24 protein-coding genes are annotated in these 21,809 nt (G+C 71.7%); 13 read left to right on the top strand and 11 right to left on the bottom strand.

From position 1 onward, the window contains the following. The first annotated feature begins 53 nt into the window (after positions 1 to 53). The 5 genes from LIX60_RS11030 (at position 54) to LIX60_RS11010 (ending at position 3,327) form a co-directional block, all read left to right on the top strand. Positions 54 to 308, top strand: a complete 255-nt coding sequence (locus LIX60_RS11030) for a hypothetical protein (protein ID WP_019710301.1) — start codon at positions 54 to 56, stop codon at positions 306 to 308. Continuing rightward, positions 305 to 904, top strand: a complete 600-nt coding sequence (locus LIX60_RS11025; protein WP_265584834.1) for a pilus assembly protein TadG-related protein — start codon at positions 305 to 307, stop codon at positions 902 to 904. The genes LIX60_RS11030 and LIX60_RS11025 overlap by 4 nt, the downstream gene beginning before the upstream one ends. A 32-nt stretch (positions 905 to 936) precedes the next feature. Next, the gene (locus LIX60_RS11020) at positions 937 to 1,533 is read left to right on the top strand and encodes a hypothetical protein (RefSeq protein WP_227958277.1); all 597 of its coding nucleotides are present in this window, start codon (positions 937 to 939) and stop codon (positions 1,531 to 1,533) included. Positions 1,534 to 1,540: 7 nt separating this feature from the next. Further along, on the top strand, positions 1,541 to 2,212 hold the full coding sequence (locus tag LIX60_RS11015) for an OmpA family protein (protein WP_227958276.1): 672 nt from the start codon (positions 1,541 to 1,543) through the stop codon (positions 2,210 to 2,212). A 260-nt stretch (positions 2,213 to 2,472) separates the two neighbouring features. Beyond that, positions 2,473 to 3,327, top strand: coding sequence for an SDR family oxidoreductase (locus tag LIX60_RS11010; protein ID WP_227958275.1), 855 nt, complete (start codon positions 2,473 to 2,475; stop codon positions 3,325 to 3,327). Positions 3,328 to 3,438: 111 nt separating this feature from the next. Here LIX60_RS11010 and LIX60_RS11005 read toward each other — a convergent pair whose 3' ends face one another. Then, positions 3,439 to 3,780 (bottom strand): DUF192 domain-containing protein, encoded by a 342-nt coding sequence (locus LIX60_RS11005; protein ID WP_227962711.1) that lies wholly within the window; start codon positions 3,778 to 3,780, stop codon positions 3,439 to 3,441. Between the two features lie 470 nt (positions 3,781 to 4,250). On the opposite strand from LIX60_RS11005, the gene LIX60_RS11000 reads away from it, so the two are divergent. Next, the gene (locus tag LIX60_RS11000) at positions 4,251 to 5,114 is read left to right on the top strand and encodes an A24 family peptidase (protein WP_227958274.1); all 864 of its coding nucleotides are present in this window, start codon (positions 4,251 to 4,253) and stop codon (positions 5,112 to 5,114) included. Positions 5,115 to 5,563: 449 nt separating this feature from the next. Next, positions 5,564 to 6,340: a hypothetical protein gene (locus LIX60_RS10995; RefSeq protein ID WP_227958273.1), complete on the top strand. Its 777-nt coding sequence runs from the start codon at positions 5,564 to 5,566 to the stop codon at positions 6,338 to 6,340. A 151-nt stretch (positions 6,341 to 6,491) separates the two neighbouring features. Here LIX60_RS10995 and mgrA read toward each other — a convergent pair whose 3' ends face one another. Then, positions 6,492 to 7,538 carry an L-glyceraldehyde 3-phosphate reductase gene (gene mgrA, locus LIX60_RS10990; RefSeq protein WP_227958272.1) on the bottom strand — a complete coding sequence of 349 codons (1,047 nt, stop codon included), beginning with the start codon at positions 7,536 to 7,538 and terminating at the stop codon, positions 6,492 to 6,494. 173 nt (positions 7,539 to 7,711) lie between these two features. Here mgrA and LIX60_RS10985 point away from each other — a divergent pair, with 173 nt between their 5' ends. The 4 genes from LIX60_RS10985 to LIX60_RS10970 all read left to right on the top strand — a co-directional run bounded on the left by LIX60_RS10985 (position 7,712) and on the right by LIX60_RS10970 (position 13,125). Then, positions 7,712 to 8,467: an isoprenyl transferase gene (locus LIX60_RS10985; RefSeq protein WP_019710293.1), complete on the top strand. Its 756-nt coding sequence runs from the start codon at positions 7,712 to 7,714 to the stop codon at positions 8,465 to 8,467. A gap of 564 nt (positions 8,468 to 9,031) precedes the next feature. Beyond that, positions 9,032 to 10,369: a PhoH family protein gene (locus LIX60_RS10980; RefSeq protein WP_019710291.1), complete on the top strand. Its 1,338-nt coding sequence runs from the start codon at positions 9,032 to 9,034 to the stop codon at positions 10,367 to 10,369. 469 nt (positions 10,370 to 10,838) lie between these two features. Beyond that, entirely contained in the window at positions 10,839 to 11,555 is a 717-nt protein-coding gene (locus LIX60_RS10975) for a transglycosylase SLT domain-containing protein (RefSeq protein WP_227958271.1), read from the top strand. Between the two features lie 133 nt (positions 11,556 to 11,688). Continuing rightward, entirely contained in the window at positions 11,689 to 13,125 is a 1,437-nt protein-coding gene (locus tag LIX60_RS10970) for an AI-2E family transporter (RefSeq protein ID WP_227958270.1), read from the top strand. Positions 13,126 to 13,259: 134 nt separating this feature from the next. On the opposite strand, the gene LIX60_RS10965 is transcribed toward LIX60_RS10970, so the two are convergent. Further along, entirely contained in the window at positions 13,260 to 13,796 is a 537-nt protein-coding gene (locus tag LIX60_RS10965; protein ID WP_227958269.1) for an alkyl hydroperoxide reductase, read from the bottom strand. Between the two features lie 6 nt (positions 13,797 to 13,802). Next, the gene (locus LIX60_RS10960; RefSeq protein WP_227958268.1) at positions 13,803 to 14,357 is read right to left on the bottom strand and encodes a peroxiredoxin; all 555 of its coding nucleotides are present in this window, start codon (positions 14,355 to 14,357) and stop codon (positions 13,803 to 13,805) included. 150 nt (positions 14,358 to 14,507) lie between these two features. Here LIX60_RS10960 and LIX60_RS10955 point away from each other — a divergent pair, with 150 nt between their 5' ends. Further along, the gene (locus LIX60_RS10955) at positions 14,508 to 15,494 is read left to right on the top strand and encodes a hydrogen peroxide-inducible genes activator (protein WP_227958267.1); all 987 of its coding nucleotides are present in this window, start codon (positions 14,508 to 14,510) and stop codon (positions 15,492 to 15,494) included. 173 nt (positions 15,495 to 15,667) lie between these two features. Here LIX60_RS10955 and LIX60_RS10950 read toward each other — a convergent pair whose 3' ends face one another. The 4 genes from LIX60_RS10950 to LIX60_RS10935 form a co-directional block, all read right to left on the bottom strand. Next, positions 15,668 to 18,079, bottom strand: a complete 2,412-nt coding sequence (locus tag LIX60_RS10950; protein WP_227958266.1) for an FtsX-like permease family protein — start codon at positions 18,077 to 18,079, stop codon at positions 15,668 to 15,670. After that, the gene (locus tag LIX60_RS10945) at positions 18,076 to 18,804 is read right to left on the bottom strand and encodes an ABC transporter ATP-binding protein (RefSeq protein ID WP_227958265.1); all 729 of its coding nucleotides are present in this window, start codon (positions 18,802 to 18,804) and stop codon (positions 18,076 to 18,078) included. The genes LIX60_RS10950 and LIX60_RS10945 overlap by 4 nt, the downstream gene beginning before the upstream one ends. Further along, complete coding sequence (locus LIX60_RS10940; protein ID WP_227958264.1) at positions 18,801 to 19,325, bottom strand: PadR family transcriptional regulator; 525 nt, start codon at positions 19,323 to 19,325, stop codon at positions 18,801 to 18,803. The genes LIX60_RS10945 and LIX60_RS10940 overlap by 4 nt, the downstream gene beginning before the upstream one ends. Before the next feature lie 108 nt (positions 19,326 to 19,433). After that, on the bottom strand, positions 19,434 to 20,054 hold the full coding sequence (locus tag LIX60_RS10935) for a Uma2 family endonuclease (protein ID WP_227958263.1): 621 nt from the start codon (positions 20,052 to 20,054) through the stop codon (positions 19,434 to 19,436). 179 nt (positions 20,055 to 20,233) lie between these two features. Here LIX60_RS10935 and LIX60_RS10930 point away from each other — a divergent pair, with 179 nt between their 5' ends. Further along, complete coding sequence (locus LIX60_RS10930; RefSeq protein ID WP_030544906.1) at positions 20,234 to 20,434, top strand: hypothetical protein; 201 nt, start codon at positions 20,234 to 20,236, stop codon at positions 20,432 to 20,434. 33 nt (positions 20,435 to 20,467) lie between these two features. Here LIX60_RS10930 and LIX60_RS10925 read toward each other — a convergent pair whose 3' ends face one another. Genes LIX60_RS10925 through LIX60_RS10915 form a run of 3 tightly spaced genes read right to left on the bottom strand, consistent with a single transcriptional unit; the run spans position 20,468 to position 21,715 of the window. Continuing rightward, positions 20,468 to 20,677 carry a DUF397 domain-containing protein gene (locus LIX60_RS10925; RefSeq protein WP_227958262.1) on the bottom strand — a complete coding sequence of 70 codons (210 nt, stop codon included), beginning with the start codon at positions 20,675 to 20,677 and terminating at the stop codon, positions 20,468 to 20,470. 13 nt (positions 20,678 to 20,690) lie between these two features. Continuing rightward, entirely contained in the window at positions 20,691 to 20,906 is a 216-nt protein-coding gene (locus LIX60_RS10920) for a DUF397 domain-containing protein (RefSeq protein WP_227958261.1), read from the bottom strand. Continuing rightward, a complete protein-coding gene (locus tag LIX60_RS10915; protein ID WP_227958260.1) occupies positions 20,903 to 21,715 on the bottom strand; it encodes a helix-turn-helix transcriptional regulator in 813 nt (270 codons plus the stop codon). Before LIX60_RS10915 ends, LIX60_RS10920 begins: the two co-directional genes overlap by 4 nt. Positions 21,716 to 21,809: the final 94 nt, after the last annotated feature.

Genomic DNA, 21,809 nt, shown 5'->3' with positions numbered 1-21,809 from the left:
GGAGACCTATGCGTCGGTCGAGGCGCGACCGGCCAGCACGGGAGGACAGTCCCATGTCGAACAAGACCTTGGCGAAGGCCGCGGCCGACACCAGGATCCGCGTGCACGGCTGGCGGAACACCGCGATCGAATCCCTCACCGCCCGAACGGCGAGGACGGGAGGCGCGGACCGGGGGCAGACGGCACTCGAATACCTGGGCATCATCTTGGTGGTCGTACTGATCATCGGAGCCATCGCGGGCTCGGGGATCGGCAGTGCGATTCTCAGCAGAATCATGGAAGCGATTTCCAGCATCAACTCCGGTTGATTCGCCACCGCCTGCGGGGCGATGCAGGGCAGGCCTTCCCCATCTACATCACGGTGGTGGCGGGCCTGCTCTTTCTTGCTTTCGCCTACTTCGCGGTCGGCCAGGCCGCCGCCCTACGCAATGGTGCCCAGACGGCGGCGGACGCAGCCGCGCTGGCCGCGGCCCAAGACGTCCGCGATCAGATGTACGACGGTTTCCTGGATGCCGTCGAGGAGGAGGACGCCTGGGAGGACTGGCTCGGTGGCGGCGGCCTCACGGGCGTGGACGAGGGTGCCGCCTGCGCCCAAGCGGCCGACTTCGCAGCCAGGAACAGCTCCAGCGTCAACCCGTGTCAGTGCTCCGAGGAAGAGTGCACGGTGGCGGTCCACACCGACTCCTCGATCGGAAAGACCATCGTGCCCGGTACGGAGGGCACGCGCGGAGAAGCGGATGCGACAGCGGTCGTGGAGCCGCGCTGCCGCGTCGAAACCGGCGACACGGACTCCATCGAGTTCTCCTGCGACGGCGAGGACTGGATCATTGATCCGGATGATCTGGACGATTCGGACGTGCTGCCGGAAGCAGCGGATCTGTTCTCCGTCTATCTGACCGAATGAGCACGGACCACACCAGTAAAGGAACGCACTTCATGAGCATTCGGCACACAGCGAAGGCCCGAAGAGGAGCCGCCGCAGTAGCGCTCGCGGCGGGCTTTGCCCTCGCCGTGGCCGGTTGCGGCGGTGGCGATGAGGGGCAGCCCGAAGGGAATCCTTCCGAGCGATCGGCCTCCGCGGACGAGCCGACGTCCGAGGCGGAAGGAGGAGGGTCCGAGGACTCCAAGACGACCGAGCCCATCGCCGAACTGGGGGGTGAGAACGGGATGCAGTTGTTCATTCACTCCGTGAACCGGGATGCCGGCGGGTTCGTCACCGTGACCGGAGCCGTGAAGAACACGGGCAAGAAGGGGTACTTCGACACGCCTGCATGGCGAGGCAATGAGAAGGAACTCGTGTCCAACGGGTACTCGCTGGGCGGTGCCGCTCTTGTCGACCAGAAGGGCAAGAAGCGCTACTACGTGCTCCGGGACACCGAAGGGCGCTGCCTCTGCACGACAGGCGTCACCAAGGTCGAACCAGGCGAGGAAATCCCCGTATTCGTGCAGTTCCCCGCCCCGCCCGAAGGCACCACCGAGGTGGAGTTCTCCCTGCCCACGTTCGACTCCGCCACCGTAGAGATCACCGAGTGAGTCCGCCATGACCTCGACTCGTCCTCACCCCAGGCCCCTGCCCCGCGCCCTGACGGCCCCCACCGCCGTCGTTCTGGCCCTCGCCCTCTCCGCCCTCGGTGTGCACACGGCCGGTGGTGCCCGCGCCGACGAGGGGCCCGGAGCGCCCGGCGGGCCCGGTTCGGCGATCACTCCGTCGCCGCCCGTCGAGATCGACGCCGACGACCCGGATCTCAAGATGGTGGCCGGGGCCCAGCTCGCGGATGCCAAAGTGCTCGACATCAAGTCCGTGGTGGAGGACCTCGGTGGCGAGGAGCGCCGCGAGGACACCAACGCCGACGTCACCTTCGCCCTTCAGGCCGAGGTGCTTTTCGGCAGGGACAGCGCCAAACTCGACGGCAAGGCGAACGCTCGGATCGCCACCATCGCGGAGGAAATCAAGAAGCAGGACGCCAAGCGGGTCCAGGTCTTCGGCTTCACGGACAATCTCGGCTCCTCGGCCCACGGCGACGTCCTGTCCAAGAAGCGCGCCAACGCCGTCCACAAGCAGCTCGCCAAGGATCTCGACTCCGGCGTCGCCTTCGACATCCGCGGCTACGGCGAGCAGTTCCCGATCGCGGACAACTCCACCGAAGAGGGCCGCAAGAAGAACCGCCGCGTCGAGGTCTCCTTCCCCCGCACCGACAGCAGCGCCGATTGACCGTCTCCCCAGGTTCTGCCACTACACCCCACTGAGCCGGCGGATATCTCGGCGTCGTACCCCCTCCGCGGCGGACACCGCTCCGGTCCGTTCGAGCGCGACCGGTTTTCCTCCACTCCTCGCGCTCGCCCTCGCACGCCCTCGCACGCCACGGGCGCCGGGGTGCTCCGCGCGTCGCGGTCTGGGCGCTCTCCACGCGCGCGGGCATCATGCCGGGGAGGGGGCGGCGCCCCGCCGTCCCGCGGAGGAGGCGCGTGGTGGTGGAGCAATCCGTACTCGTGACCGGTGGCACCGGCACGCTCGGCAGGGCCGTCGTCCAGCGGCTCCTGGACGCCGCGCCCGCCGGTGCGCGGCTCACCGACGGCCGTCCCGCCGTACGCGTACTGAGCAGACGGTCCCGTTCCGCAGCCGACGACCGGCCGTACGACTGGGCCACCGGCGATCTGCGCAGCGGTGAGGGCATCGACGCGGCAGTCACCGGGGCGGACGTCGTCATCCACTGCGCCACGACGCTCGGACGCGGGGACGTCGAGGCCACCCGGCGGCTGACGGACGCGGTGGCCCGGCAGCCGGACGGCAGCCCGCATCTCGTCCACATCTCCATCGTGGGCATCGACCGGATTCCGCTCGGTTACTACCGGGCCAAGCTGGAGGCCGAACGGATCATCGAGTCCTCGCAGGTGCCGTGGACGATCCTGCGCGCCACGCAGTTCCACGATCTGATCGCCCGCATCGCCTCCGCGCAGCGCCGGCTGCCCGCGCCGACGGCCCTCGCCGGGGTGCGTTTCCAGCCCGTCGACGTGACGGAAGTGGCCGGGCGCCTCGTCGAACTGGCGGACGGCTTCCCGGCCGGCCGGGTCCCCGACCTGGGCGGGCCGGAGGCGCGTGCGCACACGGACCTCACCCGAGCCTGGCTGCGGGCCACCGGCCGGCGGCGGGCCGTACTGCCACTGCCGTTGCCCGGTAAGGCGGGGCGGGAACTGCGTGCGGGAGCCAACCTGGTGGTGGCCGGAGAGGACGGAAACACCCTCGGCCGGATCACCTTCGAGGATTTCCTGGCGGGCCGGAGGCCCACCGGGCGGGACCCGGAGCGGGGGCGGACCGGCGGAGAGTGAACCGGAGAGAGCTGGACGGGGACCGAAGGAAGAGCGGGTGAGGGCAGGCCCTCCCGGGCGCGGTCCGCACAGCGCCCGGCCGCCGCACCGGCACCACCGCCCCCGTCCTCGTCAGCCGATGCGAACCCGTCCGCCGCGGACCAGCCCCCACTCCCGCATCGCACCCGCCTCCGCCTCCAGGACATGGCGGGCACGGAAGCGGGGCAGGCCCAGCCGCCCCGGGCGCATGGTGCGGACGGCGAGCACCCGGAAGTCCCGGCTCAGATAGGCGACGTCGATCGGGAAGCGCATCCGGAACGTGTGCACGCTGTTCGCCGGGGTCAGCAGGATCGCCCCGTCGATGCCGTCCCGGCCGAGCAGGCCCCGGGTGCGGGCCCGCAGGGAGGCGGCGACCTCCAGGGGGACGGCCCGGCCGGCCGGCGGCGGTCCGGTGTCCGTACCGTCACGGCCCACGGCAGCGGTACAGGCGACCGCAATGCCGTGGCCCGCGGTGCCGGCGTCGTCGGTGTCGGCGTCATCGGAGCCGGTGTTGTCTGAGGTGACCGGCGGGGTGACGGTCAGGACGGTGGTGCCGTCGCGCAGGTGTTCCACGCCGCTGTCTCCTGGCCGTCGCCGGTCGCCGGTCGCTGGTTGCTGGTCGTACAGAGGTGCGACGGCCGGCGGTCCGGCCCCGCTCCTCCCTGCCGTCAAACCTTTCGGTGAGCTCTCAAACGCTCTGCGCGTCCCGGGCGTTCGGCCCGGCGACGCTCCTTGCGTTCTACCAGACACCGGCCACCGGACACCGGATACGGAAGACCCGGAGAAGGCCGGCCCGTCCGGTCCCGCTCGTCCGGTCCCGCCCGTCCGGTCCGGAGCCCGCCCGTCCGCTCCGTGTGGGCCCACGGGCCCATGACCCGCCGCACCGCGCTCCGTACAGTCGGGACGTGTCCCTGCCGCTGACCGTTCTCGCCGCCCTGTACGGCGCCGCCGCCGGACTGCTGGTCCCCCGCGCGGCCTACCGGCTGGCCGTCGAAGCCGGGGAGCCCTGGCGGGCCGGCTGCCCCGGCGGGCATCCGCTGACCGGTCCGGCGCGGGGCTGGGCGGGCCTCGGCCGCTGCGCGCTCTGCGCGGCCGGTGACCGGAGCGGTGCGGTGCCGCCCGCCGGGGCGCTGTCGGCGCCCGCGCCCCCGAGCGCTCCGCTCTCCACCGGTACGTCCCCGGAGCCGGGCCCGGACGGGGCCCCGGCCCGTCCGGGTGCCTGGTTCGGCCCGCGTTCCGCCGGCGCGGCCCTGCTCTCCGCGCTCGCGTGCGGCGGGCTCGCCGCGGCCACCGGGGCGCGGCCCGAGCTGGCCGTGTGGCTGCTGCTGGTGCCGTTCGCGCTCGTCCTCGGCTATGTCGACGCGGCCGTGCACCGTTTGCCGGACGTGCTCACCCTGACGCTGCCCGCCGCCACCGCCGCCCTGCTGGGCGGGGCCGCGCCGCTGCCCGGGTCCGGCGGCTCCTGGACCGGTGCGCTGCTGGGCGGGGCGGCGCTCGGCGGCGCGTATCTGGTGCTGTTCCTGATCCATCCGGCCGGCATGGGCTTCGGTGACGTCAAGCTGGCGCTGACCGCGGGGATCGCCCTCGGGTGGTACGGCTGGGGCGTGCTGTTCGCCGGCGCGTTCGCCGGATTCCTGTTCGGGGCGGTCTACGGAGCGGCCTTGGTGGTGCTGCGACGCGCCGGACGCAAGACGGCTCTTCCCTTCGGGCCTTTTATGATGTGCGGCACTTTTCTGGGGCTGCTGCTGGGCGGTCTGGCCCGGTCCTGACCGGCGCGAACGGCCATGACGCGGGGTTCGGTGCCCTTTGCCGGGTAACAGCGCTCCCGTCCGCAGATGCGCCGAGCGTCCCTTCGGTGCGCGGATCACCCCGTTCCACGGGCTATGGTGGAAACCCCCCCTCGGGCCGGTCCGTATCCCCCCACGGACCGGCCCGCTTCTCTTTTTCCCGCACGGCGCCCGCCCCCGCTTCGTAGAATTCCCCCGTCGACGACCGTGCGCGGCAGCGCCGTGGACGAGACGGGGGAAGTGTGTCGAACGGGGGATGGGGGCCGCCGCCCGCGCCCGGGCAGGGCAATCCGTACGGACCGCGGCAGGGGCATCCCTGGGGGCCGCCGCCCTCCGGTGCCCCGGTGCCGGGCGCGGGCCCGTACGCTCCGCCGCCGGGCCACCCGCACGCTCCACCGGGCCACCCGTACGCCCCCGTCCCCGGTGTGCCCGTGGTGCCGCCTCCGCCGTTACCTCTCCCGCCGCCCCGGGCGCGCTTCCGGCTGTCCCTGGGCGCGCTGCGCACGGGGCGCGCCTGGGCGGACGCGCTGTTCAACCGGCCGGGCCCCGGCCGCGTCGAGGACCCCACCGTGCGCCAGGCCCAGCTGTGGCGCACCGCGGCGGGTGCCGTCTCGACGGTCGCCCTGGTCCACGCCTACGGGACCGACGGCGGCTGGAGCGAGCTCCTCGACGACGGCGTGTTCCGGCTCGTGACGGCGCCTCTGCTGCTCGTCCTGCTCGGGCCGCTGGTGGTCACCCTGTTCATCCGGCAGGCCCCGCCGCGCTACCGGCCGGTGCTGCGCTCACGGCTGTGGCTGCCGGCGAAGACCGTCGGCTGGTTCTTCGGCTCCTACCTGGTCTGCGTCTCCGCCCTCGTCGGGATCTTCTGGGTGACGGAGCAGGTGGTGTCGCCCTGGAACATCCTCGCCGGCCTGGTGGGGCTCGCGGCCCTGGCCTGGATGCTGCCGTTCCTGTTCTTCGCGCTGCTGAACACGGCCCGCTACGCCTTCAACGCCGCGACCGTGCACGCCTATCTGCCGGCCGTCCTGACGATCTCCCTGGTGTGGGCGCTGGCGGGCATCAGCGTCCTCGCCGACGGCATGCCGCACAACGGGCCGCTCCAGGCCCAGCTCGCGGCCCTGCTCGGCGGCCCGGTCACCGTCAGCGTCATCTCGGTGTGGGAGCTGCACCGGCTGCGCACGCGCTTCGGGGTGCGACTGCGCACCTGAGTCCGCGGCGGGGCCTGCGAGGCATGTCACCGTGCCGGCGTACGGACCCTCGGGCGATCCGGAGCGAGCGGCGAGCCGCGCGGCCGTGCCCTGCCCCAGCGCCCGAGCCCTGCCCCGCGCCCCCTCGCCCCGCCCGCGAGCCCTTGACCCCTCAGCTCCGCAGCGCCCAGATGTTGACCCCCGGCGTGGTCACGGCGAAGGTGTCGATCTCCGCCAGCTCCTCCCCGGTGAGCTCCGGCCCGTCCAGCGCCGCCACATTGGCCTCCAGCTGCCGCACGCTCGACGCCCCGATCAGCGCGGACGTCATCCGCTCGTCGCGCAGCACCCAGGTCAGGGCGAGCTGGGCCAGCGACTGGCCGCGCCGCCGCGCGATGGCGTCCAGCCCGCGCAGCCGCCGCACGACGTCGTCCGTGAGCAGGCCCGGGTCGAGGGACTTGCCCTGGGCGGCGCGCGAGTCCTCCGGGATGCCGTCGAGGTACTTGTCGGTGAGCATCCCCTGTGCGAGCGGCGCGAAGGAGATGCAGCCCATGCCCTCCGCCTCCAGGGTGTCCAGCAGCCGGTCGTCCTCCGTCCAGCGGTTGATCATGGAGTAGGACGGCTGGTGGATCAGCGCCGGGACGCCCATGGAGCGCAGCAGGCGCGCGGCCTCCCTCGTCTGCTCCGCGGTGTACGAGGAGACACCGGCGTACAGCGCCTTGCCCTGCCGTACGGCGGTGGCGAGGGCGCCCATCGTCTCCTCCAGCGGGGTGGAGGCGTCGAAGCGGTGCGAGTAGAAGATGTCGACGTAGTCGACACCCATCCGGCGCAGCGAGGCGTCCAGCGAGGAGAGCAGGTACTTCCGTGAGCCCCACTCGCCGTACGGGCCGGGGTGCATGAGGTAGCCGGCCTTGGTGGAGAGCACCAGTTCGTCGCGGTACGGACGGAAGTCCCGGGCGAGGAGCCTGCCGAAGTTGGTCTCGGCGGCGCCGGCCGGCGGGCCGTAGTTGTTGGCCAGGTCGAAGTGGGTGATCCCGAGGTCGAAGGCCCGGCGCAGGATCGCCTGCTGGGAGGCGAGGCTCCGGTCGTCGCCGAAGTTGTGCCAGAGTCCGAGGGAGATCGCGGGGAGCTTGAGACCGCTGCGGCCGGTCCGCCGGTAGGACATGGCGTCGTAGCGTCCGTCGGCGGCGCGGTGGGGGGAACCGGGGAGGGAGTGCGTCACGTCCTCCTCCCTATCACGGCTGTCGCGGGACACGGTTGGCCCGCTCGGCCGTGGGCACAGTAATGTGCTGGTTTCGGTGCTGGCACTGCTCGGAGGGGCTGAAGAAGGCGATGCTGCGTAATGCCGGGGGGCAGAGCGAGACCGAGCGGCGGCGCCGCGGACCCTACGCGGCAGTGCGTGAACTCGTGTACGGGCTCTACGCGCGCAGGGTCGAACGGCGGCTCGACACCGCCCGGGGTCCCAAGCACATCGGCGTGATCCTGGACGGCAACCGGCGCTGGGCCCGCGCCTCCGGCGGCACCGCCGAGCAGGGGCACCGCGCCGGCGCCGGGAAGATCCGGGAACTGCTGGGCTGGTGCACCGAGACGGATGTCGAGGTGGTCACGCTCTGGCTGCTCTCCACGGACAACTTCGACCGCCCGGAGAAGGAGCTCGTCCCGCTGCTCGGCATCATCGAGGACGCGGTGCGCGACCTTGCCGCCGACGGCCGCTGGCGGGTGCACCACGTGGGCACGATGGACCTGCTGCCGGACCGCACGCAGACCGTGATCAAGGAGGCCGAGGAGGCCACCGCCCACATCGAGGGGATACTCGTCAACGTCGCCGTCGGCTACGGCGGCCGTCAGGAGATCACCGACGCCGTGCGCTCCCTCCTCACCGCGGAGGCCGAGCGGGGCACCTCCCTCCCGGAGCTGGCGGAGAAGCTCGACATCGAGCACATCTCCCAGCACCTCTACACCCGCGGCCAGCCCGACCCCGACCTGGTGATCCGCACCAGCGGCGAGCAGCGGCTCTCCGGCTTCATGCTCTGGCAGAGCGCCCACTCGGAGTACTACTTCTGCGAGGTCTTCTGGCCCGCGTTCCGCAAGGTGGACTTCCTGCGTGCGCTGCGCGACTACGCGGCACGCCACCGGCGGTACGGCGGCTGACGCCCCGCCGCTTCCCGGCCGGAAGGCGGAGGGCGGCACCGGTGCCGGCGCACCGGTGCCGCCCTCCGTGCCGCCGGTCAGAACACCCGCTGCCGCAGCGGCCGTTCGCCGCCGGGTAGCACCCTCCGCCCCGTCCCCTCCATCCGCCCCGGGGCCGACCGGAATCTCCACGTCCGCACCACCGGCTCCACACGATCGGCACCAACTCTCCCGGTACTCGGCACCAACTCTCCCGGTACTCGGCACCAACTCTCCCGGTACGGGGAGGAGGTGTTCGCTCCGGCGACACGCGCATCGGGGCATGGCGTCGCTCCTTGGAGGGAATATCACCACCAGATCGACGCCCGGTCCACGGGTGTCGAACGCAGCGGGCGGCTCGGAGGCTGTCCGCCCGGGAGGCCCTTTGCACACGGACGACCGCGCGGAACGACCGGCTCCGGCCGGGCTTTCCACGGACGGGAGCCGCGGAGGGCCGGTCCCCGGCCCGTGCAGCGCGGCCGGCACCGGCCCAGTCCCCCGCGACGCCGTCGCACCCCGACCTCATCCGAGGGGGTTCGTCCACCCGTGGTGACCAGCACGAAGCGCCGCCCGAACGACCGGCGCACCTATGTCATCGACACCAGCGTCCTGCTGGCCGACCCGTCCGCCATGAGCCGTTTCGAGGAGCACGAAGTCGTGCTGCCCGTGGTCGTGGTGTCGGAACTCGAAGCCAAGCGGCACCATCCGGAGCTCGGTTACTTCGCCCGGCAGGCCCTGCGCCTGCTGGACGAGTACCGGATCCGCCACGGCCGTCTGGACGCGCCCATCCCGATCGGAGAGCTGGGCGGAACCCTGCGGGTCGAGTTGAACCACTCCGACCTCTCCGTACTCCCGCCGTCCTTCCTCGCCCCGGGCGGCGGACTCGGATCCAACGACACCCGCATCCTGGCGGTGGCCAGGAATCTCCAGGCCGAGGGGTACGACGTCACGGTCGTCTCCAAGGACCTGCCGCTGCGGATCAAGGCGTCCTCGGTCGGCCTGCTGGCCGAGGAGTACCGCGCCGAACTCGCCATCACCGACTCCGGCTGGACCGGCATGGCGGAGCTGGCCGTGGCCCCGGAGGAGGTGGACGAACTCTTCGCCGCCGAGAGCGCGTATGTGGCCGAAGCGGAGAAACTGCCCGTCCACACCGGTCTGGTGCTCCAGTCCGAGCGCGGCAAGGCGCTCGGCCGGGTCACCGCGGACGGGCGGGTCCGGCTGGTCCGCGGCGACCGGGAAGCCTTCGGCATCCACGGCCGCAGCGCCGAGCAGCGCATCGCGCTCGACATCCTGCTGGACCAGGAGGTCGGCATCGTCTCGATGGGCGGCCGGGCCGGTACGGGCAAGTCGGCGCTGGCGCTCTGCGCGGGGCTGGAGGCCGTCCTGGAGCGCCGGCAGCACCGCAAGGTGATGGTCTTCCGGCCGCTGTACGCGGTGGGCGGGCAGGAGTTGGGCTATCTGCCCGGCACCGAGGCCGAGAAGATGGGGCCCTGGGCGCAGGCCGTCTTCGACACCCTCTCCGCGGTGACCTCCGCCGATGTGATCGAGGAGGTGGTGGAGCGCGGCATGCTGGAGGTGCTGCCGCTGACGCACATCCGCGGACGTTCGCTGCACGACGCCTTCGTGATCGTCGACGAGGCGCAGTCGCTGGAGCGCAACGTCCTGCTGACCGTGCTGTCCCGGATCGGCGCCAACTCCCGGGTGGTGCTGACCCATGACGTGGCCCAGCGGGACAATCTGCGGGTCGGCCGGTACGACGGTGTGGTCGCTGTCGTCGAGAAGCTGAAGGGCCACCCGCTCTTCGCCCATATCACCCTCAACCGGTCGGAACGATCGCCGATTGCCGCCCTGGTGACCGAAATGCTCGAAGAACCGCACATCTGAGGGCAGTTCAGGGCGCTTGCGCCCTATGCGTCACGACGCCGCGCGAAGAGCCAAGGAGCTTAGCGCCGCGGCGTCGTGGCGCACCTCCTTTTCCGATAAAAAGAGAGCGCAAACACGATGTGAGCTTTCCCACGCAACGGGGAATTGCCTCAACACGTCGCCGTCCGGCAGGGTGTGGGTTCTGTCAGGCCCCGCGTACGGCACCACGAGCACCATCCCCCGGGAACGCCTTCGGGCCGGGACCGGGAAGCGGAGCACACCGCCCCGGTGCGCACCGCCAGAACTGAAGAGCGCCGCCGTACGCCGCCCGAGCACCACGCGGAACTCCCCCCGGGGAGGACGCACCGGGTCCGCGCCTCCCGTGACCAGCCGGCTCCCGCACTTGGGGAGCCGGACAATGGAGGCCAGTGCCAGGGGCACGATTGCGCCCGCGAGGTCACCTAAGCGGGCGGTGCTGGAAGGAAACCGTGTGAGCCGGATTTCGGTCCGGGGATTCGCCGTGGCGTCCGCCACCGCGGTCACCACCGTCGGCGCTGTCGTCGGTGTGGCTTCGGGCGGCACTCAGACTTCGACCGAACCGGTCGAGGCCACCGCTGCCGACGCGACGCTCCTCGCAGACATACCCGCCGGGAATCACGCCCAGGCGCAGACCGCTTCCCTGACCCAGCAGGCGGACGCCCAGTCCCTCGCTGCCGAGACGGAGGCGCAGAAGTCCGCTGAGGAAGCCGCACGCAAGCAGGCGGCGAAGGACGCGGCGGCCAAGAAGGCCGAAGCGGAGAAGGCGGCCGCGGAGAAGGCGGAGAAGCTCGCCCAGGAGCGCGAGGAGGCCGAGAACAAGGCCGCCCGTTCCGAGGCCCGCGCCGACGCGTCCGACTTCGGGGTCAAGAGCTCGTACACCGTCGCCGAGGTCCAGGCCATGGCGCGGCAGATGGTCCCGGGCGACCAGTTCCAGTGCTTCAGCAACATCGTGGACCACGAGAGCAGCTGGAACTACCGGGCCACCAACCCCTCCTCGGGCGCCTACGGTCTCGTCCAGGCCCTGCCGGCCGGCAAGATGGCCTCCGCCGGAGCCGACTGGCAGACCAACCCGGCCACCCAGATCAAGTGGGGCCTCGGCTACATGAACGACCGCTACGGCAGCCCGTGCGGCGCCTGGGAGTTCTGGCAGGCCAACAACTGGTACTAGAGGGAGTCCTCACGGGCGGGTATCCCGTCCACCTCACGCGTGCGGCCCCCGGCCCCCGTCACTACGGGCCGGGGGCCGCACGCGTGTAACGTCATTCCGACTGCCTCGGGGGACTGGGGGAAGTGGGAGTGACATGTCGAGACTGTCTGACTGGCTCGGGGACGCGGGTTCCGGGCTGACGAAGATCGCCGCCCGGATGAAGGAACGCCGGGCCCGCGCCGAGGAACGCGCCGCCGCGGCCGGGGAGGCCGAGGCCGCCGCGCACGGCGCCCCCGCCCTCGAGGCAGCCGGAACGACGGGGGCGGAGCGGGGCGAGAACCCTGTCGGGCAGAGCCTGCTGGTGCCACCCCCGCCCCCGTACGCGCCCGCCGTCGCCGCACACCGCGTGCCGGCGGCCGCCGTGCCCTGGAGCATGCGGGTGGCGGCCGAGGTCGGCTGGCGGCTGCTGGTGCTGGCCGGGACGCTCTGGGTACTGATGCGGGTCATCAGCACCGTGCGGCTGGTGGTGCTCTCCTTCGTCGTCGCCCTGCTGATCACCGCGCTGCTCCAGCCGACGGTCGCCCGGCTCCGCAAACGGGGCCTGCCACGCGGTCTGGCCACGGCCGTCACCTTCATCACCGGCTTCGTCGTCATGGGCCTGGTGGGCTGGTTCGTGGTCTGGCAGGTCATGGAGAACATCGACAATCTCTCCGGCCAGCTCCAGAGCGGTATCCAGGAGTTGAAGGAGTGGCTGCTCAACAGCCCCTTCCATGTGACCGAAGCGCAGATCAACGACATCGCCGAGAACCTCAGCGACGCGGTCGGCACCAACACCGAGGCCATCACCTCCGCCGGTCTGGAGGGCGTCACCGTCGTCATCGAGGTGATCTCCGGGCTGCTGCTCGCCATGTTCTCCACGCTCTTCCTGCTCTACGACGGCCGCAGGATCTGGGAGTGGCTGCTGAAGCTGGTACCGGCTCCGGCGCGCGACGGGGTGGCGGGCGCCGGGCCGCGCGCCTGGCTGACCCTCACCGCGTATGTGCGGGGCACGGTGCTGGTGGCCATGATCGACGCCATCTTCATCGGTCTCGGGATCTACTTCCTCGATGTGCCGATGGCGGTGCCGCTGGCCGTCATCATCTTCCTCAGCGCGTTCGTCCCGCTGGTGGGCGCGGTGGTCTCCGGCGCGCTCGCGGTGGTCATCGCCATCGTCACCAACGGGGTGTTCACCGCGTTCATGGTGCTGCTGGTGGTGCTGGCGGTGCAGCAGATCGAGGGCCATGTGCTGCAGCCGTTCATCCTGGGCCGCGCGGTCCGGGTGCATCCGCTGGCCGTGGTGCTCGCCGTCACGGCGGGCGGGCTGATCGCGGGCATCGGCGGCGCGGTGGTGGCGGTGCCGCTGGTGGCCGTCACCAACACGGTCGTCGGCTACCTCTACCGGCACGCGGAACGGCGGGCCGCCACCCAGGCGTCGCTGGGCGCCGGCGTCGCCGCGGTGCCGGCGGGCACGATGCCGGCGCGGGCCCCCGGGGCCGGGGGGACGCCTCCGGAGGACGAGGGGCCCCGGACGCCGGAGAGGCCCGCTGAATAGCGGGACGGTGCGAACGGCCCGTCTGGGCCCGGCTGTACGGGCCCCCGCTGCCGCGGACGCACGCACGGAGGGCGCCCCACCGGGGAACGGTGGGGCGCCCTCCGTCGGACTCGCCGCGCGTCGCGCGGGCCGGATCAGAGCGCGGCCAGGACCTCTTCGGCGTCCAGGGTCGCGGCGACGGCCTGAATGACCGAGGCGATCTTGAACGCCTCCTGGACCGTCTCCCGGTCCACGCCGCCCTTGCGCACGACCTGCTCGTGCGAGTCGAGGCAGGCGCCGCAGCCGTTGATCGCGGAGACGGCGAGCGACCAGAGCTCGAAGTCGGTCTTCTCCACGCCCGGGTTGCCGATGACGTTCATCCGCAGGCCCGCGCGCATCGTGCCGTACTCCGGGTCCGACAGCAGGTGCCGGGTGCGGTAGTAGACGTTGTTCATCGCCATGACGGCGGCGGCCGCCTTGGCGGCGGTGTACGCCTCGGGCTTGAGGTACGACCGGGCCTCCGGCTCCAGCTCGCGGAGCACGATCGGGGAGCGCGAGGCGATCGCGCAGGCGAGCACGGTGCCCCAGAGCTGCTGCTGCGGGAGGTCGGAGTTACCGATGACCGAGCCGAGGTTCAGCTTCAGGTCCTTGGCGTAGTCCGGGAGGGCGGACTTCAGTGCGTCCAGTGCCATGCCGGATCACTCACCCGAGAGGAGCTTGACCGGGTCCAGGGTCTCGTCGCCCTGCTTCCAGTTGCACGGGCAGAGCTCGTCGGTCTGCAGGGCGTCGAGCACCCGCAGGACCTCCTTGGGGTTACGGCCGACGGAGCCGGCGGTCACCATGGTGAACTGGATCTCGTTGTTGGGGTCCACGATGAAGACGGCGCGCTGCGCGTAGCCGTCCTCGCCCTCGACGCCGCAGTCGCGCATCAGCTCGTGCTTGGCGTCGGCGAGCATCGGGAAGGGCAGGTCACGCAGGTCGGCGTGGTCCTTGCGCCAGGCGTGGTGCACGAACTCGGAGTCGCCGGAGACGCCCAGGATCTGCGTGTCGCGGTCGGCGAACTCGTCGTTCAGCTTGCCGAACGCGGCGATCTCGGTGGGACAGACGAAGGTGAAGTCCTTTGGCCAGAAGAAGACGACGCGCCACTTGCCCTCGTAGGACTTGTGGTTGATCTGCGCGAAGGCCTTGTCCGCGTCGAGGTCGACACAGGCTGTCAGGTCGTAGGTGGGGAACTGGTCACCGACGGTGAGCACGCGATCTCCTTGCGAAGGCGGAAAGCGCCTTTTGGGTGCTTTCCTGTGGGTTGGACGTGCCTCACCTTTTCATAGCCGCTATTGATCAAAGAAATCGACACGCGCCGGCATATTGATAGGATCCACCTATTGACAGGAGGAGGGTGATCGGTGCACGCCGTACGCGGGCCGGGGCGCAACGGCGCACGTCAGCCAACTCTCGCGCAGCTGCGGGCCTTTGCCGCCGTGGCCGAGCATCTGCACTTCCGCGACGCGGCCGCTGACATCGGAATGAGCCAACCCGCCCTCTCCGGCGCCGTGTCCGCGCTGGAGGAGGTGCTCGGGGTGCGGCTTCTGGAGCGTACGACACGCAAGGTGCTGCTGACACCCGCCGGCGCCCGGCTGGCCGCCCGCGCCCGCACCGTCCTGGAAGGCGTCGGCGAACTGCTGGAGGAGGCCGAGGCCGCGCGGGCCCCGTTCACCGGCACCCTGCGCCTCGGCGTGATCCCCACCGTGGCGCCCTACCTGCTGCCCACGGTGCTGAGGCTGGTCCGCGACCGCTACCCGGACCTGGACCTCCAGGTCCACGAGGAGCAGACCGCCTCCCTGCTGCACGGCCTCGGCCGGGGCCGGCTGGACCTGCTGCTGCTCGCGGTGCCCCTCGGCGCCTCCGGGGTGACCGAACTCCCGCTGTTCGACGAGGACTTCGTGCTCGTCACCCCGAGCGGGCACCCGCTCGCCGACCGCTCCGGCATCCCCCGGCAGGCGCTGCGCGACCTCGACCTCCTGCTGCTCGACGAGGGGCACTGCCTGCGCGACCAGGCGCTGGACGTCTGCCGGGAAGCGGGCCGCCGGGACGGCGCGCGGGCCACCACCAGCGCGGCCGGGCTCTCCACCCTGGTCCAGCTCGTCGCCGGCGGACTCGGCGTCACCCTGCTGCCGCGCACCGCGCTGTGCGTGGAGACCGGGCGCTCCACACGGCTGGCGGCCGGCTCCTTCGCGGACCCGGCCCCGTCCCGCCGGATCGCCCTCGCCCTGCGCACCGGGGCGGCCCGGCAGGAGGAGTTCGAGGCGTTCGCGGACGCGCTGCGCGAGGCATTGACGGAGCTGCCGGTACGGATCCTGCCGGCGCAGGCGCCGCCGCCTGGGCGGGCGTAACCCGCCTCGCTTGCTTCGGCACGGGGCCCGCGGCCCTCCGCGCCGGCCACCGCTCGGCGGGCCCAGCGGTGCCGCGACGGAACGCGGCACCGTCCGGCATACCGTCCCCCTGCGGACGGCATACCGGACGGCGCCGGGTCCCCACACCGGTGTGCGGGGGGCGCTACTCGGCGCTACTCCGTGCGGAGCCCGTCCGGCCGCATCATCCGCCACAGCGGCGGCAGGCTCAGCAGGGTCACCAGCAGCACCAGGCCGGCGCCGACCCCCGTCATCAGGCCCAGGCTCGACCAGTCCACGGACACCGGGGTGTTGACCATCTTCAGCAGAATGGCCCCCAGCCCGACCCCGCCGGCGGCGGCGAGCGCCAGTCCGAGCGCCACCGGCACCGCCGTCTGCCACAGCACCGACCAGGCGAGCGTCCGGCGCCGGGTGCCGAAGGCCACGAGGACGGAGAGCAGCCTGCGGCGCTCCCGGAGCTGCTCCAGGGTGGAGACGATCATGCTCGCGCCGATGAGCAGCAGCGTGGCGGTCGCTCCGGCGAACAGCGCGCGGCTGATGGCGGTGAACCGTTCGCCCTGCACCGTGCTGCGCAGGGTGTACACCTCGCCCAGCGGGGCCACCTCGGCCATGGTGGTGCGGACGTGCTCGGCCGCGTCCGGAACGCGCGGGTCCAGCCGCAGATCGGCCATGACCTGCGGCTCCTGCAGCTTGTTCACATCCAGGGCGGACGGGGTGGCGAAGACGCCGGGCTGCCGCCCGCCTTGCGGGTCCACGCGGTAGCCGGCCTCCCTGGCCGTCTCGGGCACCGTCCACAGCAGCGGGTCGTCGGTCGGTTCACCGTTCTCGTCCGTGCGGAGGTCGAGCGTGGTGCCGGGCCGGGCGAACTGCTCGAACTCGTCGCCGGCCGGGGTGACGAACGTGTCGCCGTCCTCACAGCGCCCGTCGATCGTGATCAGCTCGCGGAGCGTGGCGCAGCCGGCGACGGTGATCTGTGTGTACCGCGGCGATTCCCGGACCTCGGCCTTGGGCTCGGTGACATGGCTCTGGGAGTAGCTGATCACTCCGGTGACGCCCTCGGTGGCGCGGAACCGCCCGGTCAGCTCCCGGGCCAGGCCGCCCTCGCCCTCGCTGACGGAGACCCACATCTGGGCCCGGCTGAGGTCGTGGCCCGTCTCCTTCGTGTTCTGTGCCTCGGCACTGGCGAACAGCATCTGGATCGCGATGGCACCGGCCACGGCCACGGTGATCCCGCTGACCGCACGGGCCGCGGTGCCGCTGCTGAGCTGGAGCCTGCGGACCGCGAGCTGCCAGGGGACGGGCCCGCCGGACATCCGGTGCACCACCGACTCGACCAGCCACGGCAGCAGCCCGGCGACCCCGGTGAGCACGAGCACCGTGCCCGCGGCGACCTGGTACGTCTCCCAGTCACCGCTCCCCGGGCCGTCCTCGGTCCAGCCGCCCACCATCGGCAGCAACAGGGCGAGGCCCAGACCGGGCAGCAGCAGCCGCCACCACAGCCGGCGGCGGCGCGGGACGGCGCTGCGCACCACACCGAGCGGTTCGATGACGACCCCGCGCAGCACCAGCAGGGTGACGACCACCGCGGACGCCGGCACGGCCAGCACGATGAGGGCGGCCAGCAGTGGCGACGGCCGGAGGTCGGAGGCGAAGGTGCTGACGTCGAACAGCACCACCGACTCGATCGACGTCCGCACCAGCAGGAACAGCACGGCCCCGACGGCGAGCCCCAGCAACGCGCCCGCCATGGCCTCACCGGCGGCGATCCGCCGGACCATCCGGCCGTCCGCGCCGACCAGCCGCAGGGCGGCCAGCCGCCGGTCGCGCCGCTCGCCACCGAAGCGCACCGCCGTCCCGATGAAGGTCATCACGGGGAGCAGCAGCACCACGCAGATAATGATGACCAGCAGCAGCAGCTCGGCGGGCAGGGGCTCGCTCTCCGCCTCGTAGCCGAAGGAGTCCAGGCGGTACGTGTGCCCGGTGGCGAAGTCCTCCTCGGTGGCGCCCGCGTAGTAGACCAGGTCGCTCGGGCCGAGCAGTCCCTCCCGGCCGACGGTGGCGGTGATCCGGTGGTCCAGGCGTTCCCGCAGCAACTCCCCGTCGGGGGACTCCAGCAGCTTCCGGAGAGCCGGGGAGACCGCCATCTCGCCGGGGCCGGGGAGTTCCGAGAGGCCGGGCGGCACCGGCGGCTCGTCCCCGTCGGGCCGCACCAGCAGGCCGTTGATGTCCTCACCACGGTATTCGGTGTTGGCCTGGCCGACCTCGATGGTGCCCGGTCCGGGCGCCACCTCCTCGCCGAAGCTGGAGGCGGAACGTTCGGCGCCGCGCGCGTCCCGGTTGGCCATGATCTCCGGAACGGAGGCCGCCGCGAGGAGCAGCGCGGCACCGAGGCCGACGCCGACGGCGGTGAGCACCGCGCGGATCCAGCCCTCGCGCCCGCCGGTGAACGCGAAACGGGCGCCCATGAGGAGGTCCGCAGCCCAGCGGGACGGGGTCGAACGGGAGTCGGTACCGGGCGGCGGCTGGGCGGCGTCCGGCTTCCTGCGTATCTCCGTGTCGGTGCTCATACCGCACCCGCCATGTCCCGGGCGACGCCGTCCCGTACGACGACCTCGCGGTCGGAGTAGGCGGCCACCCGCGCCTCGTGGGTGACGAGGACGACGGCGGCGTTGGTGGAGCGGGCGGCCTCGGTGAGGAGCTGCATGACGCGCTCGCCGTTGAGGGAGTCCAGGGCGCCGGTCGGCTCGTCGGCGAAGAGCACGCGCGGCCCGCTCACCAGCGCGCGGGCCACGGCCACGCGCTGCCCCTGGCCGCCGGAGACCTCGCCGGGCCGCTTGTCCCGGACGTCGCTCACCTCCAGCCGGTCCATCCAGGCGGCGGCGCGGGACTCGGCCTCCTTGCGTCCCGTGCCGTGCAGGCGGAGCGGCAGGGCGACGTTCTCGACGCAGGTCAGCTCCGGCACGAGCTGCCCGAACTGGAACACGAACCCGAACTCCCCGCGCCGCAGCGCGCTCCGCTCGGCGTCCGGCATGGCCGACATGTTCCGGCCCCGGTAGAGGACCTGGCCGGAGTCCGGCGTGATGATCCCGGCGAGGCAGTGGAGCAGCGTCGACTTGCCGGAGCCGGAGGGGCCCATGACGGCGACGATCTCTCCGGGCCGGATGGCGAAGGAGGCCCCGTCGAGGGCGGGGGTGGTGCCGTAGGTCTTGTGCAGATCCTCCGCGGCCAGCAGGGCGTCGGCCTCATCTGGCGCGGTGCCCTGCGCGGGTGTGGGGGTGGTTCCGGGGTTCATGCGCGGACCTCCGAGGCGAGCGCGTCGAGCCGGGCGGCGGTCAGTTCCAGCCAGCGCAGATCGGCTTCGAGATGGAAGAGGGCGTGGTCGCAGATGAGCTGGTCGGCGAGGTCGCCGCTCGTCTTGCGCCGGGTCAGCTCGCGCATCAGCCGCAGATGCTCCGACCGCTGCCGGTCGAGGAGTTCGGTGGCGTCGCGGTGGGTCAGCAGCGCGAGGACGACCTTGGTGTAGAGGGTCGACTGGAGATACGGCTCCGGCTTCTCGGGCGAGGCGAGCCACGTGCCGACGTCGGTGATCCCGGCGTCGGTGATGGCGTACCGCTTCCGCTCGGGCCCGCCGCCGGGCTCGATGCCGTCGACCTCCACGAGGCCGTTCTTCAGCAGGCGGGACATGGTCGAGTAGACCTGGCCGTAGTGCAGCGGCCGGTCGTGGCCGAAGCGTTCGTCGAAGGCGCGCTTGAGGTCGTAACCGTGGCGCGGCCCGGACTCCAGCAGCCCGAGCAGAGTGTGACCAATGGACATGCGGAGCACTGTACACCAGGTGTATACACGGGATGTATAGATGTGGTGGGCGACGCCGTTCTCGCAGCTCAGCGGGGTCAACGCCGGTGCCCGGTCGCTGGGTTGGGGTTATCGGGGGCCCGCCGGACCGGGCGTCTCACGAGGGCCGAGCGCGCTGTCGGCGGAGAGGCGAACGGGCTCGCCGACGGCTTCGGGGAGCGCGAACGACTCGCCGGGCCGGTACGTCGCGCGCTTCCGGTACCGCCCTTCGCAAGGGTCGGTGAGCACGTGTACCTGGCGCTCCGCGCGGTCGGCGAGTACGTACACGGGAATACCGGCGGCCGCGTACGCGGCAGTCTTCCGGCGCTCGTTGCCGTAGTTGTGCGCGGTGACTTCAAGGACCAGCCGGAAGGCGGCCGGGGCGTAGCAGTTGTACGCGACCAGGTGGTTGGTGTAGTCGCCGTCGATGACGGACAGATCGGGCACCGCGAAGTCGGACGGCCCGCCGGGGAGCCACAGGCCGACCCGCTGCACCACACGCGTCCGCCGATCGCGCAGATGGATGAGCTGAACAGTGACATCGGTCAGTGCTTCGGCGTGCGCCGCGCCCGCCAGAGGCGTCACGGTGATCTCGCCGTCAAGGATCTCGACGCGGCACCCGGGCAGCCGCTGGGAGATCCATTCCGCCTCGTCCAGCAGGGCCGTACGGTTGTGGCTTCCGGGTTCGGCCGCAGGCGCGCGATCGGACAAGAAGGCTCCTGCTCTGATCCGAGGGCCCAGGGGCCACCATTCTGGTTGCCGAGTCCGGCAGTTGCCCCAGGGCGGGGACGCCTCACCCGAAAGTGTGATCAGCCGGAGGCCGGCTCGGCGCTGGCCGAAAGCGCCGGACCGGGGGATGCTGTGCTCCGGTCGGAAGGGGAGGGCCCACCATGGCGAAGGTGACGGTAACGCTCGACGCGGATCTCGTGATCGAGGTGATGCTGCTGTCGGGCACGAAGAACCCGCAGGACGCGGTGGAGCTGATCGTCCGGGACTATCTCGCCCGGGGCCGTCGCACCGAGGCCCGCACCGGCGGCGTGGAGGACCCGAACCGGGTCCGGGAAGCGGAGCCGCCCCGGCAGGAGGGCTGAGCGGAACGGTCGGCGGGTTGACCGGCCGCCGCGTCAGGAGAGGCGGCCGGTCTTCACGCCGGTGACGAAGGCGGCCCAGGCGGCGGCCTCGAAGGCGAGGGTGGGGCCGTGCGGGTTCTTGCTGTCGCGGACGGGGACGGTGTTCGTGGCTCCGTCCGCCACTTCGACGCAGGCGCCGCCGTTGCCGCTGCTGTAGCTGCTCTTGCGCCATGCCGCGTCGGGGGCACCTGTCGTCTCAGCCATGAGAGTTGGCCCTTCAGAAGAGGCGGCCCGTCCTGATGCCGGTGACAAAGGCGGTCCAAGCGGTGGCCGGGAAAGTTAGGGCGGGGCCTTGCGGGTCCTTGCTGTCACGGACTGGGACGGTGTCTGGGAAGCCGTCGGCGACTTCGAGGCACTCACCGCCGTTGCCGCTGCTGTGGCTGCTCTTGCGCCACGTCAGGCTGGAGAGGTCCCGTGGAACGGTCGTCGTCATGGGCTCAGTTCCTTCATGGCAGCGGTGATCAGCTCTACGGACGCGCTGGGCGACAGGGCGACGGCCCTGAGCAGATCATAGGAGCGCACGGCCGCGTTGACGTCCCCCGGATCGGCCAGAAGTTGGCCGCGGGAGAAGCCGTCCTCGTGTACGACATCTGCGCCTTCAGCGAAGGAAAGTACGGTGAACGGCCCGAAACCCGCGTGTGCGCCCGCAGCGTACGGCACGACCTGGATGACGTTCCGTGGCCGCTCAGCTGCCTCCAAAAGCCTGCTCAACTGCGCGTGCATCACGGCTGGACTGCCGATCACCCGGCGCAGCACGGTCTCATCGAGGATGAGCCACAGCTGAGGTGGTGTCTCGCGGTTGAGAACACGCTGCCGCTCAAGCCGTGCGGTGAGTAGATCCTCAACGCAGTCCGGGCGACCCGCAGCCAGCACGGCCCTCGCATAGTCCTCCGTCTGCAGGAGTCCGTGCACGAACTGGACCTGGAACGAGCGGATGACTGTGGCGGCACGCTCCAGTTCCACATACGGCCGGAACCACGACGGATACGCGTGCTTGATGACCAGCGGCCAGAGCCGCACGAAGTGTCCTTCCGTGCCCAGCACTTGGTCGAACTGCTCCGCCAGGTCCTGTGACGGCACCCGGCAGGCCGACTCGATCTTGCACAGCAGCGACGGGGTGATATAAGCCCGCCTGGCCAGTTCCTTCTGGGGGACCCCTGCCTCTAGGCGGACACGCCGCAGCTCCGAGGCGAAGAAGGCCAGGACGGACGAGGTCGGGTCGAGTTCGTCGGCAGCGGACATCGGTGAAGGTCCTCCCCTCTTGACGGCCCGGGCCGTCAACCATCAGCCCTGGTCACGCTAGCCGCGCACCGCGACGATGGGAGCACGGAACGTC

The organism is Streptomyces sp. S07_1.15 (genome assembly GCF_020739505.1).
Lineage (GTDB): Bacteria > Actinomycetota > Actinomycetes > Streptomycetales > Streptomycetaceae > Streptomyces > Streptomyces xinghaiensis.
The sequence above is the reverse complement of the archived record's forward strand: the minus strand, read 5'-3'. Positions and strand labels throughout refer to the sequence as shown.

Coding starts and splice junctions, on each gene's coding strand:
- LIX60_RS11030 (WP_019710301.1), top strand. CDS start 54: ATGTCGAACAAGACCTTGGCGAAGGCCGCGGCCGACACCAGGATCCGC.
- LIX60_RS11020 (WP_227958277.1), top strand. CDS start 937: ATGAGCATTCGGCACACAGCGAAGGCCCGAAGAGGAGCCGCCGCAGTA.
- LIX60_RS11015 (WP_227958276.1), top strand. CDS start 1,541: ATGACCTCGACTCGTCCTCACCCCAGGCCCCTGCCCCGCGCCCTGACG.
- LIX60_RS10970 (WP_227958270.1), top strand. CDS start 11,689: ATGTCGAGACTGTCTGACTGGCTCGGGGACGCGGGTTCCGGGCTGACG.
- LIX60_RS10965 (WP_227958269.1), bottom strand. CDS start 13,796: ATGGCACTGGACGCACTGAAGTCCGCCCTCCCGGACTACGCCAAGGAC.
- LIX60_RS10950 (WP_227958266.1), bottom strand. CDS start 18,079: ATGAGCACCGACACGGAGATACGCAGGAAGCCGGACGCCGCCCAGCCG.
- LIX60_RS10945 (WP_227958265.1), bottom strand. CDS start 18,804: ATGAACCCCGGAACCACCCCCACACCCGCGCAGGGCACCGCGCCAGAT.
- LIX60_RS10940 (WP_227958264.1), bottom strand. CDS start 19,325: ATGTCCATTGGTCACACTCTGCTCGGGCTGCTGGAGTCCGGGCCGCGC.
- LIX60_RS10930 (WP_030544906.1), top strand. CDS start 20,234: ATGGCGAAGGTGACGGTAACGCTCGACGCGGATCTCGTGATCGAGGTG.
- LIX60_RS10925 (WP_227958262.1), bottom strand. CDS start 20,677: ATGGCTGAGACGACAGGTGCCCCCGACGCGGCATGGCGCAAGAGCAGC.
- LIX60_RS10920 (WP_227958261.1), bottom strand. CDS start 20,906: ATGACGACGACCGTTCCACGGGACCTCTCCAGCCTGACGTGGCGCAAG.
- LIX60_RS10915 (WP_227958260.1), bottom strand. CDS start 21,715: ATGTCCGCTGCCGACGAACTCGACCCGACCTCGTCCGTCCTGGCCTTC.